The 17,516-nt window shown below is 29.4% G+C and carries 16 protein-coding genes; 6 read left to right on the forward strand and 10 right to left on the reverse strand.

Features of this window, described 5'->3' with window-relative positions:
- Window positions 1–13: 13 nt before the first annotated feature.
- Window positions 14–1,294 (forward strand): adenylosuccinate synthase, encoded by a 1,281-nt coding sequence (locus tag H0I29_RS15835; RefSeq protein ID WP_218730496.1) that lies wholly within the window; start codon window positions 14–16, stop codon window positions 1,292–1,294.
- A 141-nt stretch (window positions 1,295–1,435) separates the two neighbouring features.
- On the opposite strand, the gene H0I29_RS15840 is transcribed toward H0I29_RS15835, so the two are convergent.
- From H0I29_RS15840 to nirK, 6 genes are all read right to left on the reverse strand, one after another.
- Window positions 1,436–1,942, reverse strand: a complete 507-nt coding sequence (locus H0I29_RS15840) for a cytochrome c family protein (RefSeq protein WP_218730497.1) — start codon at window positions 1,940–1,942, stop codon at window positions 1,436–1,438.
- 266 nt (window positions 1,943–2,208) lie between these two features.
- Window positions 2,209–4,005, reverse strand: a complete 1,797-nt coding sequence (locus tag H0I29_RS15845) for a hypothetical protein (protein WP_218753270.1) — start codon at window positions 4,003–4,005, stop codon at window positions 2,209–2,211.
- Between the two features lie 156 nt (window positions 4,006–4,161).
- Complete coding sequence (gene ric, locus H0I29_RS15850; RefSeq protein WP_218753272.1) at window positions 4,162–4,884, reverse strand: iron-sulfur cluster repair di-iron protein; 723 nt, start codon at window positions 4,882–4,884, stop codon at window positions 4,162–4,164.
- A gap of 1 nt (window position 4,885) precedes the next feature.
- Window positions 4,886–5,437, reverse strand: coding sequence for an SCO family protein (locus H0I29_RS15855; protein WP_254712755.1), 552 nt, complete (start codon window positions 5,435–5,437; stop codon window positions 4,886–4,888).
- A gap of 169 nt (window positions 5,438–5,606) precedes the next feature.
- On the reverse strand, window positions 5,607–6,377 hold the full coding sequence (locus H0I29_RS15860) for a formylglycine-generating enzyme family protein (RefSeq protein WP_254712650.1): 771 nt from the start codon (window positions 6,375–6,377) through the stop codon (window positions 5,607–5,609).
- Between the two features lie 22 nt (window positions 6,378–6,399).
- Window positions 6,400–7,851 (reverse strand): copper-containing nitrite reductase, encoded by a 1,452-nt coding sequence (nirK, locus tag H0I29_RS15865; RefSeq protein WP_218753278.1) that lies wholly within the window; start codon window positions 7,849–7,851, stop codon window positions 6,400–6,402.
- A gap of 146 nt (window positions 7,852–7,997) precedes the next feature.
- Here nirK and H0I29_RS15870 point away from each other — a divergent pair, with 146 nt between their 5' ends.
- Together H0I29_RS15870 and H0I29_RS15875 are read left to right on the forward strand one after the other, a co-directional pair.
- Window positions 7,998–8,432, forward strand: coding sequence for an Rrf2 family transcriptional regulator (locus tag H0I29_RS15870; protein WP_218730503.1), 435 nt, complete (start codon window positions 7,998–8,000; stop codon window positions 8,430–8,432).
- Window positions 8,433–8,434: 2 nt separating this feature from the next.
- Window positions 8,435–9,655, forward strand: a complete 1,221-nt coding sequence (locus H0I29_RS15875; RefSeq protein WP_218753280.1) for a hypothetical protein — start codon at window positions 8,435–8,437, stop codon at window positions 9,653–9,655.
- Here H0I29_RS15875 and H0I29_RS15880 read toward each other — a convergent pair.
- On the reverse strand, window positions 9,624–11,060 hold the full coding sequence (locus H0I29_RS15880; protein WP_218730505.1) for an aspartate aminotransferase family protein: 1,437 nt from the start codon (window positions 11,058–11,060) through the stop codon (window positions 9,624–9,626). The genes H0I29_RS15875 and H0I29_RS15880 overlap by 32 nt on opposite strands.
- 269 nt (window positions 11,061–11,329) lie before the next feature.
- Between H0I29_RS15880 and H0I29_RS15885 the strand changes: the two genes are divergently transcribed.
- The 3 genes from H0I29_RS15885 (at window position 11,330) to H0I29_RS15895 (ending at window position 14,949) form a co-directional block, all read left to right on the forward strand.
- Window positions 11,330–12,043, forward strand: a complete 714-nt coding sequence (locus tag H0I29_RS15885) for a DUF542 domain-containing protein (RefSeq protein WP_218753282.1) — start codon at window positions 11,330–11,332, stop codon at window positions 12,041–12,043.
- A 78-nt stretch (window positions 12,044–12,121) separates the two neighbouring features.
- The gene (locus tag H0I29_RS15890) at window positions 12,122–13,765 is read left to right on the forward strand and encodes an OstA-like protein (protein ID WP_254712651.1); all 1,644 of its coding nucleotides are present in this window, start codon (window positions 12,122–12,124) and stop codon (window positions 13,763–13,765) included.
- A 2-nt stretch (window positions 13,766–13,767) separates the two neighbouring features.
- A complete protein-coding gene (locus tag H0I29_RS15895; RefSeq protein WP_218753284.1) occupies window positions 13,768–14,949 on the forward strand; it encodes an aspartate aminotransferase family protein in 1,182 nt (393 codons plus the stop codon).
- Between the two features lie 115 nt (window positions 14,950–15,064).
- Here H0I29_RS15895 and H0I29_RS15900 read toward each other — a convergent pair whose 3' ends face one another.
- From H0I29_RS15900 to H0I29_RS15910, 3 genes are all read right to left on the reverse strand, one after another.
- Window positions 15,065–15,979, reverse strand: coding sequence for an anti-sigma factor (locus H0I29_RS15900; RefSeq protein WP_218753286.1), 915 nt, complete (start codon window positions 15,977–15,979; stop codon window positions 15,065–15,067).
- Window positions 15,980–16,054: 75 nt separating this feature from the next.
- On the reverse strand, window positions 16,055–16,726 hold the full coding sequence (locus H0I29_RS15905; protein WP_218730509.1) for a Crp/Fnr family transcriptional regulator: 672 nt from the start codon (window positions 16,724–16,726) through the stop codon (window positions 16,055–16,057).
- Window positions 16,727–16,789: 63 nt separating this feature from the next.
- Entirely contained in the window at window positions 16,790–17,485 is a 696-nt protein-coding gene (locus H0I29_RS15910) for a peptidoglycan DD-metalloendopeptidase family protein (RefSeq protein WP_218753288.1), read from the reverse strand.
- Window positions 17,486–17,516 lie beyond the last annotated feature (31 nt).

Genomic DNA, 17,516 nt, shown 5'->3' on the forward strand with positions numbered 1-17,516 from the left:
TAACACAACTATAATGGCTGTAGATTTATTACTAGGATTACAATGGGGAGATGAAGGAAAAGGTAAAATTGTAGACGTACTTACAAGAAACTATGATATCATTGCACGTTTTCAAGGTGGACCAAATGCAGGACACACTTTAATTTTTGATGGACATAAACATGTTTTACACACAATTCCTTCTGGAATTTTCCACAAAACAGCTTTAAACGTTGTTGGAAACGGTGTTGTTATTGACCCTGTAATCTTTAAAAAAGAATTAGAAAATCTAGACAAACACAATATAGATTATACTTCTAAATTGTTAATTTCTAGAAAAGCACACTTAATCTTACCTACACATAGGTTATTGGATGCAGCTTCAGAAACTTCTAAAGGTAAAGCTAAAATTGGTTCTACATTAAAAGGTATTGGTCCAACTTATATGGACAAAACCGGTAGAAACGGAATGAGAGTTGGAGATTTAGAGTTAAACAACTGGAAAGAAAAATATGATGCTTTAACTGAAAAGCACATTAAAATGCTAGAATTCTTTGATGTTCAGGTTGAATATGATTTAAAAGAATTAGAAGCAGAATTTATTAAAGGAATTGATAAATTAAGAACTTTAGCTTTTATTGATAGTGAAGAGTTTTTAAACCAAGCTATAAAAGACAAAAAAACAATTTTAGCAGAAGGAGCGCAAGGTTCTTTATTAGATATTGACTTTGGTACATATCCTTTTGTTACTTCTTCTAACACTACTGCAGCAGGTGCTTGTACAGGTTTAGGAGTTGCGCCAAATAGAATTGGTGAAGTTTTTGGAATCTTTAAAGCATATACTACTCGTGTTGGTTCTGGACCTTTTCCAACTGAATTATTTGATAAAGATGGTGAAGACATGGCAAGAATTGGTCATGAATTTGGAGCAACAACAGGTAGAGCAAGACGTTGTGGTTGGTTAGATTTAGTAGCCTTAAAATATGCTGTAGACGTTAATGGTGTTACACAATTAATGATGATGAAAGGTGATGTTTTATCTGGATTTGATACTTTAAAAGTGTGTACTTCTTATAACTATAAAGGAGAAGAAATTAGTCATTTACCATACAACATAGAACCAGAAAATGTTTCTGTAAACTATTCTGAGTTTAAAGGTTGGGATGAAGATTTAACTAAAATGACTTCTGCAGATCAATTACCAAAGAATTTAATGGATTATGTTGCTTTTATTGAAAAAGAAACTGGAGTTCCTGTATCTATCGTTTCTGTTGGACCAGATAGAAAACAAACAATTACTAGAGAAATTTCTTAAGAGAAAATTTTTATTCTATAAACTTAAAAAGCATCTTTCATTTATTTGAAAGATGCTTTTATTATTTATGCTGCTGTTTATTAATTTTAAAAATCTTTAAATCTTTATTTTAAGCTTAATTAGAGTTTGATTAACAATCGATTATAGCGTTCTAAAATACTCTAAAACTGCTCTACTTTCTTCTTCTGTTAAATGTTGATTAGCCATTGGAGATCCTTTAAATTGAACTAATAAAGCTTTTGCAATTGGATCCTTTTTAACCATTTCTTCAGGGTTTAAAATCATATTCATAATCCATTCAGGAGAACGTCTTGCTATAACTCCTTCCATACTTGGGCCTATAAATTTTCTATTTACTTTATGACAAGATGAACATTTGTTTTTAAATAATAATTTACCATCTGCAACCATATTTTTATCAATAGTTTCTTTTAAAGTTACAGTCTTTACAGGGCCAATTCCTTTGTTATTTAAATCTATAGCTATTTCTTCTTTTTCTACTACTTTAGTTTTTTTAGCTTTTTCAGGAGCTTTTTTAACAGCTGCTTTTTTAGTAGGTATGTCATCTGTAGATTTCTTTTTTTCTTCTTTTCCACAACTAATTAATAATAGTACTGCAAATAAGGCGATTAAATTTCTTAATTTCATTTTTGTTTTATTTAAAAGGTTAATTGTTATTTTTTCTATCGATATTATTTTTTATAATACTTTTTCCTGCTAGTTGATTTGTATTACTCCAAACAAATTTAAAAAAGTAGACTGCTAAAAAACATGACTATTATCACATTTAAAAGACTTTTTTATCTTTTATAAAAACAGTAATTATTTAAAAACAAACAGTACATAATTCTTTATATACATAAAAAAGCCTCTTTTAATATTAAAAGAGGCTTTTTCATGTTATATATTGTTCCTTATAAATTCTCTATTTCTAGACCTATTAAAACAAGTTTTTGTTGTTCAATTTTAAGGGAATTTAAAAGTGTTTCTTTACTATTTTTAAAAGCATCTTTTTTCGCTAAAAATAATTCATTATAGTACTCAATTCCGGCTTCTAAATTCTTTTTAAACTTCGTTAAAGTTCTCAATTGTTTTTTATCAATTGTAGTTTTTGCTTCATTTACTTTATCCTGTAAATGAGTAATATAAAGAGATAGTTCTTTTACAAAAACATTTGGTCTATCTGTTCTAGTTAGCATGTTTTTTCTACCATAAATATGGTCTGTAATATCACACAAACTCATTATTTTATCATAATATGCCATATTAGGTCCAGGACAAACAGAAACTCCGTCTCCTACTTTCTTTGTACTTATATTATTTAAAAGTAAAGTTGATGTACCTAAACCAACACAAATACAAGATTTTTCGGTGACTTTATTTACTCTTTCTTCTTTTTCTTCTGATGAAATTTCTAAAGCATCAATTTCTTTCAGTTTTAAATGCTGATACTCTCTAGATGCCGTACACAAACCTGTATCTTTAAATTCATGATTTAAAGCGATAAATTTATTAGGGCAAGAAGTACCTGGTCTTCCTTTATCGATAAGCATTTGTCTTTGCACATCTTTTGTATTTCCTTTTAGAGTGTTAAAAGGAACTCCCAAAGGAGAACTGTTACTTAAATACAAATCCTGTTCTTTGGCTTCTGCTAATTGTGCTACCGTTTTCTCATCGACACTTGTTGCTTCCGGAACCAATAAAAATGGACTTCCCCACCCTACAGAATCTAATTGATATTCTTCTAATAAAAAAGAATGCTCTTCACCAGTACCAACACCACCTTGCGTTGTTATTTTAAGTTCTAATTCTTTGGTAGGAATTATACGGTCTGCATCTTTTAAAGCTTGCTGCATTAGTTCTTGCGTTTGACTTATTAAAGTCTCCTTATTTTCTTTAAATTCCTTTAAAACAGGTCCCATTAAAAAACCATCAGTTGCAAAAGCATGTCCACCACAATTTAATCCAGATTCTACTCTATATTCAGAAACCCATAATCCTTTTTTAGCCAAAAACTTTCCTTGAATAAAAGCAGATCGATAATCACTAACTTTTAAAATAATTTTCTTTTTAATGTTTCCGTTTACATCTGGAAAAAAATCATCAAAATTACTCATGTAGGTATATAACCTTGGATTCATACCTGCAGAAAGAATTAAAGACGAAGATAGTTTACTATTAGAATACCCTCTTAACGCAGCATGTGCATCGTTGTATTCTATTGGTAATAACTCTTTATCTACATAATTTCCTTTATCAATTTTGGTCATAATATTAACATCAATACTACCCATTGATAAATTCTTATTTGCCCAATCTTTTATCTTAGAAAAGTCGACTCCTTCTTCAGTTAACTTTAAAAAGTCTTTTTTTAGTGAAGAATATTCTGGTAACATGTGAATATAATCCATTAATACTTTACTTTTTTCTGATGTAATATTCTTTAATTGATTGAACTTTTCTTCTGTTTGGTCGTGTAATAAATCTAAATAAGAAGTAATTCTCTTTGCTCTAAAATCATCAACTTTATCTGAAATTTCTTTATATGGTATTTCAAATTTTTCGCTGTAAATTTTTCGCATTTTTTCTACTAAAATATCATCCACTAAAGAAATAACAGAATCAATACCAAATTGTGCTACTTTTAAAGGAGAATCTATAGTAAAACCAATTCCCATAACAGGAATGTGAAATGAATGTGAGTTTTTCATTGTTTAATTTAAATGTTTAACTAAATTTAATTAAGCTTGCAATTTATATTTATTTGCTTCTACAAAACATGATTAATATCATTAGAAATAAAAAAAACTAAGCATTAAATAAATAACACTCAGTTTTTTACACTGTCTCTTAAGAATAAAATATTCTTATTGTTTATTTTTTTTCTCTAAAAGAATGGCTTTAGGAAACAAAATATTATTTTCTAAATGTATATGTTGATGTAAGTCTTGCTCAAACTCATCTAACTTAGCATACAACGCTTTAAACGTATTACAAGCTCCTTCTGGTGGTGTATAATTATTAGAAAGTTGTTTAATTTCCTTTAGAATATCACCTGCACTTTCATGTTCATCTTCCATCATTGCTATTGGATTATTTACGGTTCCAAAATGAGGTTGATTTACTTTTACACCTTCTTTATCTGCGTTTACTAACTTTTTAATAAAAGGGAATAAAATAAGTTCTTCCTTTTTTAAATGAGCCGATAATTCTTGTGCAACCAAATTAAAAAGTCTGTTAATTTCTATAACTTCTGTATAATGATGCCCATGAACTTTTGCAACTTTAACTGCATATTGCAATACTATAGGGGTATTTTCTTCTACATAAGCATGATGAATGTTTATAATATGATCTACCAGAAAATCTAGCTTCCAGCTATCATAATTGTATGCATTAGTACTTGGGGTATTTATATCTAGTAGTTCTTTTTCCATTTCTTCAAAAGAAACATTGTGTTTTTTACACGCTTTTTCTATGCTAATTCCGCCTCCACAACAAAAATCTATACCGTGTTTTTTAAACACATCTGCCGTTTTAATATTATAAGTTACTACTTCTGCTACTGTATTATCTTTTGTGATTTTCATTTTAATATGTTTTAATAGTTTCTATAATTTTTGTAATCGTTTCTTTATTATCAACACCTAAACCTTCTTGCTGATGTACTAATTCTCCATTCGGGTTAAAAACACTTATAATGTTAGAATGAGAAAAATCTAAAGGAGAAATTTGTTTGTATTTTACCGCTAGTACATTTGCAAATTCTCTAACACCACTTTCTGTACCTTGTAATAAGGTCCAATTTTTATCTGTAAGAAAATTCTCTTCTGCAAATTCTTTTAACCTCTCTGGCGTATCATTCTCTGGATCTATACTTACCAAAACAAATTCTACACCTTCCTTTAATTCGGATGGAATTTTAGCATCTATATTTCTCATATCAGCTGTTAACCTAGGGCAAGCAGCTTTACAAGTTGTATAAATCATTACCATAACCAAAGTTTTACCTTTTAACTCTTTTAACTGAATTTCAGTACCATTTTGCGTATTCCATTTAGAAGTTAAGTTAAAAATAGACTCATCAGAAATCATCGTAGACAAAACTTTTTTCACTATTTTAGATGTTGGTTTTAAATCCATTTTGCAAACAAGACAAGCGCCTTGTTCTAAATAAACTTTATCTCCTTCACATTTCATAGGACATTGGTATTCTACCTTACTACTTTCTTTAGAAATAGATGTATTACAAGAACTTAATGAAGTAACTGTAATAATTAATACTATAAGATATTTAAGTGTTTTCATGTTGCTATTTTTTATCATCTTTTACACATCTAAAACCTAGGTTTTTCATGGTATATTTTGCTTTTAAACTCCCTCTAATTGCATACCTCATAAAAGCAGCATAATTCATTAAATCTGTTGCATTTACAGCAGCGCTTCCACAAAACAGATTACTATCTGTATCTACATCTTTTCTAGATTCACCTGTAATTAATACAGAATTAAAATCTGAAGTCCATTCCCAAACTAAACCATGTAAGTCAAATACTTGCCAATAATTTTTAAAAGTAGACCCTATAGTTTGATTGAAGGTCTTTGGTTTTTCGTACCAACTTAAAATAAAAGCATTGTACTCTTTTTGTTTTCTAGCATCTGGTATTTTTTTATTTGCCATGGCTACATATTCCCATTCATCTACAGATGGCAATCTTTTTCCCTGACATTCGCAATAATCTTTTGCTGCAAACCAAGATACTTGAGTAATTGGAGAGTTTTCTTTTTTGTTTTCTCCTAAAAGAGTATCCGATTTCCAATCACGTAAATAGCTTGCATCCGCAAATAATTTTATAACTTTACTTTTCTGCCATTTTGGATACTTTTTTACAAAAGCCACATACTCTTTATTTGTAACCGGATATACATCCATTAAAAAGTTATCTATTTCAACTTTCATAGAATCTCTACCGTATAATGGGATGTAAGCTCCTCCTTTAATTGGTACCATTTTAGATTGACAACTTGCATAAGTTATATTTAGGAGGATGAAACAAATTGTCAATCTTAAAATAGTTTTCATAGAAATTGAATTGAAATTATTATTAATTATTTTTTACATCTTGTACATTCTTAATGGTAACATTGGTTTTATTATTACCCCAAGAATTATATACATAGGTCATAACATCTGCAACTTCCCCTTCCGTTAATGTTTGTCTTGTCATTACACTATTATATTTTTTACCATTAACAGTAATTTCTCCTGTTTTACCATGCAAAACAATACCAATAGCTCTATTAACATCTGCATTTAAATAATCTGATTTTGCCAATGGAGGAAATGCATTTGGTATTCCTTGCCCTTCCGCTTGGTGGCAAGCAAAACAAGTAGTCATATACACTTGTTTACCATCTGCTATTTTTTTAGCTAAAGGTTTTTCTGTAGTAACCGCAACTTCTTTTTTATTTTTATCTACTGGCATGGTTTGAATTGTTCCACCCTCTGGGTGATAAATTCCTTCTTGTTTTACTCCAGAATATAATTTTTTATTTTCTTCACCAGACACTTTCAACATTCCTAATGCTCCTTTATTAAAAGCTCTAAAAATTGCATGATCAACCAAAATAAATGTTCCAGGAACTTCTACTTTAAAATCTACAATTGCTGCACCACCAGCAGGAATAGACGTGGTTTGTACGTTTGTATTAATTAAATCTCCTCCTTCTACATGCACATTATCAAAAATTTCTCCAATAACATGAAAAGATGAAGTTAAGTTTGGACCACCGTTACCAACAAACAAACGAACCGTTTCACCAACATTTGCAGTAATAGCGTTATCACCAGTTAATGATCCAACCTTACCGTTAAAAACAACATAATCTGCATCTTCTTTAATTGCTTTTGTCATATCAAAAGGTTGTAAGCCTTTTTCATCAGTAGCTCCTTTCGTATAAAAATCACCTTGCATAATGTAATATTCCTTGTCTACTTTAGGTAAACCTCCTTCTGGTTCTACCAAAATTAAACCATACATTCCATTTGCAATGTGCATTCCAACTGGTGCTGTAGCACAGTGATACACAAACAAACCAGGATTTAAAGCTTTAAAAGAAAACGTTTTTTCATGTCCTGGAGCTACAAATGATGATTCTGCTCCACCACCAGGGCCCGTCACAGCATGCATATCTATATTATGAGGTAATTTATTGTCTGGATGATTAGATAAAGTAAATTCTATTTCATCTCCTACTCTAGTTCTTATAAAACTTCCAGGTACTGTACCTCCAAAAGTCCAATAAACATATTGTACTCCATCTGTCATGGTTCCTTCTTTTTCTAGAATTTCCATATTTACCAATAATTTTTTTGCTGTTCTATTTCCTATTGGAGCTGGCACAAAAGGTGGAGAAGTCAATTCTGCTTCCATAGTTCCTTTTATATAAATTGTAGAACTATCTGCTTTAGCTAATTCTTCTTTTGGTTCACTTTTACAATTAACTAGTAGTAAACTTCCTGCAAATAGTATGCACACTGCTTTTAATAATTTCATTTTTTTGATTTTTTAGGTTTAGTTATAATAAAAGACCCTTTAATCTTTTATTGTGAAGCAAAATTATTAATCTTGATTAAAAAAATAAATGATATTTATCATACTAAAAGATAGTTTTATCTTTATATTTTTACAAAAAAAATAAAATGTTATCAAATTCAAGTAAATATGCCATTAGAGCAGTTCTATATCTTACAGAAAAAGCGAGTGTAGACAATAAAATTGGCTCTAAAAAGGTTGCGAATGATTTAATGATGCCAGCTCCTTTTCTAGCTAAAACTTTACAAGAATTAACTAAAAAAAATATTATAAGCTCTGTAAAAGGTCCTCATGGAGGGTTTTATTTAACACAAGCTAATGAAAAAAACTCCTTATTTGATATTATCGATTGTATTGATGGTGTAGAAAAATTTAATGAATGTTATTTAGGACAATCAGAATGTAGCTCCGAAAATCCTTGCGTTGTTCATCATTTATATGCACCATTTAAAGATAAATTAATTTCTAAATTAAAAAAGAAAACCATCTTAGAAATGTCTATTGAATATGTAAAAAATAATAATATTATAAATACGTTATAATAATGATAAAAGCCAAAACACAAAGTTTTGTGGCACTTTTGTATTTTTTAATCGCTTCTTCTTTAGGTATTCTATTACGTCTTTTTCCTATTATTGATATAAATATTGATTATAAATTTTTTGTACACACCCACTCTCATGTAGCACTTTTGGGTTGGGTATATATTGGATTAACTAGCTTATTATTTTACTTGTATATAAATGAGGATGCTAAAAAAAAATATACAACACTATTTTTGTGCACTCAGATTACAATTGTAGGAATGCTTATTAGTTTCCCAATAACTGGCTATGCTTTATTTTCTATTATTTTTTCTACGTTATTTATAATTTGTTCTTATTGGTTTTTTGCGTTTTTTAGAAAAAATAATCATTTAGAGAAAGACAGTTATGCTTTAAAATTTATAAGTACCTCACTAGTTTTTATGATTATTTCTAGTATTGGCCCTTGGTCATTAGGAATTATCATGAACACTTTAGGTAGTACATCTCATTGGTATAAAAATGCCATTTATTTCTATTTACATTTTCAATATAATGGATGGTTTATATTCTGTTTATTAGGGTTGTTTTTTTCACTTTTAGAAAAGCATCGCTGCGTTATTTCTAAAAAAAAAGTTGGTTCCTTTTATAAATTGATGCTATGGGGATGTATACTAACTTTACCACTATCTTTTTTATGGATTAAACCACACGTAACTATCTATTTAATAGCTATATTAGGTGTATTTATCCAACTCTTTTCTTTAAACTATTTATATCAAATAATAAAGAGCCATAAATTTGTTTTAAAACAGAAAACAACTCGTTTTTTCTTTAATTTAATCTGCTTTGTTTTGGTGTTTTTTACTCTAAAAACTTTAATGCAATCTATAACGGTAATTCCTTATTTTGTAGAATTATCTTATCAAATTAAAGACTTTGTAATAGGGTATTTACACCTCGTTTTTTTAGGGGTAATAAGTTTGAGTATCTTCTTTTTTTTACATCAAAACAAACTATTAAAATTACCCAAAGTTTGGATAAGCATCTACTTAATAGGATTTCTTTTTTCTGAAATTTTAATATTTTATAAAGGTTTTTGCAATTGGCAGCAATTATCTATTATCAATAATTATTATACAATATTAGTACTGATTTCTGTATTGATGCCAATTGGTGTTTTGGGAATATTTATTACCAATATAAAACCTACTTTTTCCAATCTAAAAGAATCTGTTTAGCAAATACTTCACATTGGTCTAAAGTGTCTGTAACATGCTTTAAAGTTGTTTTAGGGTTTATTAAACACATTCTAATAACCACTTGATTTTGTAAAACAGTGGTTACTAAAAAGGCTTCTCTAGAATCTACCACTCTCGTAGAAATTTCTTGGTTTAATGTATCTACTTCTTTTTCTGTTAAATCTTTATTTAACGGGTTATATCTAAAGTTAATAATTGCTAAAGTAGCCGGAGAAACAATTTCCCAGTTTTTACTTTTTCTTAAGATATCTTCAGTTTTATCAGCCAAATCTATATTATAGGTAATGGCTTTCTTAAATGCATTTAAACCATACGTTTTTATAGACATGTAAAACTTTAAAGCTCTAAACCTTCTTGTTAATTGAATCCCGTAATCATAAAAATTAATTTCAGACTCATTCCCTTCAATATCCCTTAAATATTCTGGTTTTTCACTAAATGTATTACTTAACCAAGAGGCATCTTTTACTAGTAGACAACCAATCTCGTACGGTTGAAAAAACCATTTATGAGGATCCACTGTTAAAGAATCTGCACGTTCTATTCCGCGTAAAATTCTACTCCCTTTTTTAGATAAAATTGCAGCAGCACCATAAGCACCATCTATATGAAACCAAAGATTTTCTTTTTCACAGATGTCTGCTAAATCGTCTAAAGGATCTACGGTACCTGTATTCGTAGTACCTGCGGATGCAATAATACAAAATGGTTTTTTACCTTCTAACTGATCCCTTGCTATTTCATTTTTAAGTTTATTCATGCTAAACTTAAATTCAGAATCTGTCGGAATTATTTTAATTTGTTCTTTTTTAAACCCTAAAACCTGAATTGCCTTAATGTTAGAAGAATGTGCTTGGTCAGATAAATAGATAATACCTTTAGAAAAATCATCACCACACTTTATTCTTCTAGCAGTAGTTAAGGCTGTTAAATTAGCCATAGAACCACCACTTGTAAAAATTCCGCCACCTTTAGTAACAGGGAAATGAAACATTTTTAGCAACCAATTTAAAGTTACTATTTCTAACTCTGCAGCCGCAGGGGAAACAATCCATCCACCAGAAAAGATATTAAAACCTGTTGCTAAAGAATCTGCCATAGTACTAATAAAATTACTTGGCCCAGGTACAAAAGAAAAAGATTTCGGATGGGTAGATATATTACTATTTGGTAGCACATTATTCACCACAAAATCTAATACTTCATTTGCATCGGTAGCATCATCTGGAGCTTCACTTAAAAATAATGAGTCCATTTCTTCTCTAGAAGCCTTAATTACTGGCTTTTTATTTTCTTCTTCTTTGTAATGGTCTACTATAATATCTACAATCTTATAACCATAAGATTTCATTTCTTCTTTTGTTAAATAAAAAGGTGATTTCATTTTAAAATAATTTTAGCGCAAATTACATCATCTTAAACTTTTATTGAAGGTAAAAGTTGTTTTATCTCAATAGTAAGTCCAAAAAATTTCATTTTAACGTTATGAATAAATGATTTTTATTCATCATTTAACATGTACTTATCCGAAAATGATATCGTTTTAATACAAATATCTATAATTATGTAAAAAAGTGACAAAAGTCATTTTTTATCCCTAATAATAAGAGCATATTTGTTAAGAATTCAAAGCCTATCATTGTGAAGGATCTAATGAATAAAAGTGTTGCAACAATAGTTATTGAGAACATAAATACTGCCTCCGTTTTTAAAAAATATAAAATAGACTTTAGTATTCATGGAAACATGTTACTTAGTCAGGCTTGTGAAGAAAAAAACACCAATTTAAAACAAATTCTAAAAGATTTAAAGTCGGTAAATAATAAGGTTTACTATTTAAAAGATTATAATTCTTGGAAATTAGATTTTTTAATTGACTTTTTAGTGAATATTCAACATGAATACAAAGAAGAAAATATATTGCTACTAAAGGAATATGGAGAAAAAGTAGCAGCTATTTATGGAGAAGAATATAAGGAGCTTATAGAAATTAATCTGTTAATATTAAAAGTTGCAGATAACATTCTTGAGCATATGAAAAATGAAGAACGTATTATTTTCCCTTATATTAAGAAGCTTATTGATGCGAATACTAAAAAAATAGTGACTAATACAAGTAACTCTCCCTTAAACATACCTATTGATATCATAGAAGATGATCATGAAAAGGTGAGTAAAACCTTTAAAAAAATAGCTAAATTAACTAATAATTACAAAATTCCAGAAAATGCATGTATTTCTTTTAAAGTTTTATACTTAAAACTGCAGCAGTTTGAAGAATTATTAAATAATCATATTCATATAGAGAATAATATATTGTTTCCAAAAGCTAAAAGGTTAGAACAATCTTTAACTATACTTTCATAGATTTATTTCAACTAATTTTTACTTTTCTTTAATACTTAGCCATTATCTTTTCATTATTTTTGCGTAAAATTCATCATCTTGAAAAGAATACTTTTTTTACTTCTTGTTATTTCATCGGCCATTTCTTTTTCGCAAGAAAACAGAAAAATTGAATATTATGCAGAACAGCAAGAAGCTGATGAGGAAAAATATCCTGGAGCAACATTATTAATTGGTAATGTTAAAATGATTCACGACGGAATTATTTTAACAAGTCAACAAGCATTGTACTATAAGGACAAGAACTTCTTTAAAGCTATTGGAAATGTGCTAATTAAACAAGGTGACACCATTACACAAACAAGTAGTTATGCAGATTACGATGCTAATTCTAAGCAGGCAGTTTCTTGGGGAAATGTAGTTTTAAAAGACCCAACAATGACTTTAACTACAGATACATTGCATTTTGACAGACTAAATCAAAAACTGTATTATAAAAGTTACGCTACTATAAAAGACGAAACAAATACCTTAAAAAGTAAAAATGGAAACTTTTATTTAGAAGATAAAAAGTTTACTGCAACTACAAGAGTTACTGTTGTAAACCCAGAAAATCACCTAGAATCTGATCATTTAGATTATTATACCAATTCCGGACTTACCTACTTGTATGGCCCAACTACCATTACAAATACAAAAAATGATAATAGAATTTATTGTGAAAAAGGATTCTATAATACCAAAACAGATGTTTCTCATTTTGTTAAAAATGCAAAACTCTATCTAAAAGAAAGAACTATAGAAGGTGATAGTTTGTATTATGATAAGAGAAAAGGGTTTGCTTCTGCAACGAATAATATCCAGGTAATAGACACGGTTCAAAACTTTATAACCAAAGGAAATTACGCAGAAATATTTGAATTTAAAGATTCGCTGTATATTATTAAAAAAGCTGTTGCCATTTCTATTATTGATAAAGATTCTATGTTTATTCATGGAGATACTCTTTTAGTTACCGGTAAACCTGATAAAAGGGTTGTAAGAACTTATCACAATGTAAAAATTTTTAAATCGGATTTACAAGGAAAATGTGACTCCATACATACAAACCAAGAAACAGGTTTGACAAAAATGTTTAAAAACCCTGTAATTTGGTCAGATCAAAATCAAATTACAGGAGATACAATCCACTTAATATCTAACGTAGAAACCGAAAAATTAGACTCTTTAAAAGTTTTAAACAACTCATTTATTGTCTCTAAAGATTCTGTTTCTAACAAAGACTTTAACCAAATAAAAGGTAGAAATATGTTTGGGAAGTTTAAGGAAAATAAACTGCACTTGCTTTTGGTAAAAGGTAATGCAGAATCTGTTTATTTTAATAGAAATGAAGAGACAAATGTATTAGAAACCATTACAAAAGAAATATCTAGTAACATAGAATTCACCTTAGACAGTGGGCAGATTGAAACTATAAAGTATTTAAAAAAATCTGATGGTAATACCTATCCTCCTTCTAAATTACCAGATGATGTTAGAGAGCTAAAAGGTTTTATTTGGCGTGAAGATGAACAACCTAAAAAGATGGAAGACATTTTTATAAAAGACAATAAAGATACAATCCCTACTAAAACAGAAGATAAAGTCGAAAATATTTCTGACCTTCTTAGTCCAAAAAAGAATACGAAAAAGAAAGAAGAAATTAAATTACCAAAGTCAGATATTTCTCCTAAAAAACAATAAGCTTGAAAAAAGATTTTTTTAAATACCAAGCACAAACTACTCCTCACCCACTTGCAATAGAAATTTCTAAGGCAAAAGGAAGTTATATTTACGATACTTCAGGAAAAGCATATTTAGACTTTGTTGCAGGTGTTTCTGCAAATAGTTTAGGTCATAATCACCCTAAAGTTACAGATGCCATAAAAAACCAATTAGATGCGTATGCGCATGTTATGGTTTATGGCGAGTTTATACAACAACCTCAAGTAGCATTGTGTAAAATTTTAGCACAAAATTCTCCAGAGAATTTAAACACTGTTTATATTACAAACTCTGGAACAGAAGCAACAGAAGGTGCTTTAAAATTAGCCAAAAGAGTTACTAATAGAGCAGAAATAATTGCTGCAAAAAACTCTTATCACGGTAATACAATGGGTTCTATGAGCGTTTCTGGGGTAGAAAAACAGAATCAAGCTTTTAGACCTTTAATTCCTGGAACAAGATTTATTGAATTCAATAATGAAAGTGAATTAGATAAGATCACGAATAAAACTGCTGCTGTAATTATAGAAACCATACAAGGTGGTGCTGGTTTTATTGAATCTAAAGATGATTTTTTATCGAAAGTAAAACAACGTTGTTTAGAAGTTGGTGCTTTGTTAATTTTAGATGAAATACAAACAGGAATTGGTAGAACTGGTACATTTTGGGGATTTGAAAACTACAATGTAATTCCGGATATCATAATTACTGGGAAAGGTTTAGGAGGTGGAATGCCAATTGGTGCATTTATTTCCTCTTTTGAAAACATGAGTTTATTAAAAGACAATCCTAAATTAGGTCATATTTCTACTTTTGCTGGTCATCCTGTTATTTCTGCAGCAGCCGTAGCAACTGTAAAAGAAATTACTCAGAATAACTTTATTAAAGAAGTTTTACGAAAAGAAGCGTTAATCAGAGAACATTTAGTACATCCTTCAATTGTAGAAATTAGAGGAAGAGGATTAATGTTAGCCGCTATTTTAGAATCTGCCGAATTAAATTCTAAAGTAATTTTAAAATGTTTAGAAAACGGATTAGTTCTATTCTTTTTATTGTTTGAAGAAAAAGCAATGAGAATTACGCCTCCATTGACCATTTCTGACGAAGAAATAATTAAAGGCTGCAACATCATTTTAAAGACAATTGACGAAGTAACCGAATAGGTGTTTTCTAAATTTATCCAAACTTTTTATAAACAGAAAAGGGCAATTATATAATATATAATTACCCTTCAAATAAATCAACCATTAACACAATAGTAGATATATTTTTTTTCTGTTATCTTGTTACACTTCCAGATAAAATTGGTAATGGTCCTGTTACCATATTTATTACTGTAAAAGTCATTGCATCTGCTGGTACAACATGCGCTAAAGGCTTTAAAGCAAAAGGTGCAGAACTATTATCTGGACTTGGCTCTACTGAAATTACCACTGTTTTTCCTTTTAAATCTGTAGGGAAATCTACACCTGCTGCAGATCCTGTTACAAAATCTTCACCGGGATAACCTGGTCCATTACTAACAGACCCTTTAAAAGGTGATGTTGCTGCGTTATCGTCTGCTACATCAACTGCAGTAAAAGTACCTGTACTTACTGGAGTTCCATCTATAACAACCCATCCTTCATATTTCCATCCATCAGTTAAAGTTGGTAAACCTAAACCCGCAACAGTAGGATCGTTAGAATTATCTAAAAACCAAATTCCACTTGCATCATTTGTATCGTCATTATCTGTAGGTGTAGCTAAAATATATTTTCCCCATGAAGATCCTAAATCTTTAATTTCTCCACTAGCATCAACAACTATGTTGTCTGAATTTACACTTGCTATATTTCCAGAAAAGTTACCTGCTAAAAGTTTCGTTGCTGCTGGTGCTAAAGCTTCTGCTCCTGTTTCTCCAGCTGGCTCAATAGATAAAACAAACGTTGTTGCTGCTTGTAAATCATCAATACCAACAGTATACGTTTGTGGAAAAGTTACGCTTGTAAATGTACCTGTACTTACCGGACTTCCGTTTACAATTAACCAACCTTCGTAAACGAAATCAGCTCCTAATGCTTCTAAACCTGTAAAGTCTACTGTTAAATCTCCTGTTGTTGGTGCAATGTTGTTGTTGTTGTCATCGTCGCTACAAGCTACAAAAGTAGTTGCAATTGCAAATGCGAATGCTAAATTTAAAATTTTTTTCATCTTATTAATATTTATGTTAATGTTGATGACAAAATTATAAGTTTAACAAGTCTTTAAATGTTAGCTAGCTAACACTTATGCTATTTTTTGAAGTAATCTTATCTCTTTTCTATTGAAACTGATAATGTTTGCTTCCTTTAACTCATTCATTAATACATTTAAATTAGATCTAGAAGTACCAATTAAAGAGGCTATATCTTTTTGTGTATATGGATGGACTATTACTTTATCACCTGTTTTTTCACAATCATGACCAAATTCCTCACAAAGCTCTTTCATAAATTCTAAAAACCTTGTTTTAGAATCCTTAAATAATATTAATTGTAATCGTCTTTCTAATTTCTTAAAACGAAGTCCTAAAAACTTATAAATTTTTAAACTAAAGGTTTTATTATCACGCATTAAATCGTGCATAGTCTCTACTCCTATGGGACAAATTGATGTTGATGCATCTACAGATTGCGCAAATTCATTTCTTATTTCCTCTCCTAAAATGGCTTTTTCTCCAAACAATTCTCCTTTGGTTAAAATGGCTTTAACAACTTCATTTCCCTCTTCTGTATAATACCCTAACTTCACTTTTCCTTTTTCTATGAGATAAACCTTACTTGCAGAGTCTTCTTCAAAGTAGATGTAATCACTTTTTTTATAAGCATCAAAAGAATGACACTTTTTATATTCTTTAAATTTGTGAGGACAAAGAAGGTTAAATAAGTTTACGTTATCAAAAAACCATAAGTTATTCATAAAAGGAGTTTTAGTTTTGGTTACCTATTGAGTCTATAAACAGCGTAATAGCTTACAAAAAAACTAAATAGCTAATTTTAGTAATAAATTTGGGTTTGGACAATTATTTTTATAAAATGCTATATTTTCTTTGGATGACACTCCAGGATAGTCTCCAAAATTATCTTCTAAATCTCTAATAATTTGAAAGTGTAAATGTGGCGCATACTCTCCGTTTACAGTAGAACTTCCTAAATATCCAATGGTATTTCCTTGTAAAACAGCATCTCCAACTTTTATATTTTCTATGGATGCTAATGACAAATGTCCATATAAAGTATAAAAAACCTCATTTTCTATTTCATGCTTTAAAATAATAGTTGGGCCATAATCTCCAAAATTTTTATTATTTTTAAAACTATGGACTTCCCCATCCAAGACCGCTAATACTTTGATGCTTTCTTTACACCATAAATCAATACCTAAATGAATGTTTCTTTTTTCATTTTCTGATACATTTTTAAAATAATTACTTCTGTCGTAAATATTTCTTTTTTCGAAATAACCTCCAAAAGCTATTTTAGCTTTGTTTTTCTCTAGAAACGATTTTAAATATACTTCCCATTCCGATGAAGAAGAGATATCAAAATTTAATAACTCTTTATTTTTGGATGAAATTACTATTGGAAAATAACTTTCTAAAGAAATTGCTGCATCTATTACAGGTAGAGGCTCTTTTGAAATTTTATTTAAAAACTGATTAAATTTTTCTGTATTCATAATTTGAAGTAACAAAAAAACTCTCGAATTT

The organism is Polaribacter sp. R2A056_3_33, assembly GCF_019278485.1.
In the GTDB taxonomy this organism is placed as follows: domain Bacteria; phylum Bacteroidota; class Bacteroidia; order Flavobacteriales; family Flavobacteriaceae; genus Polaribacter.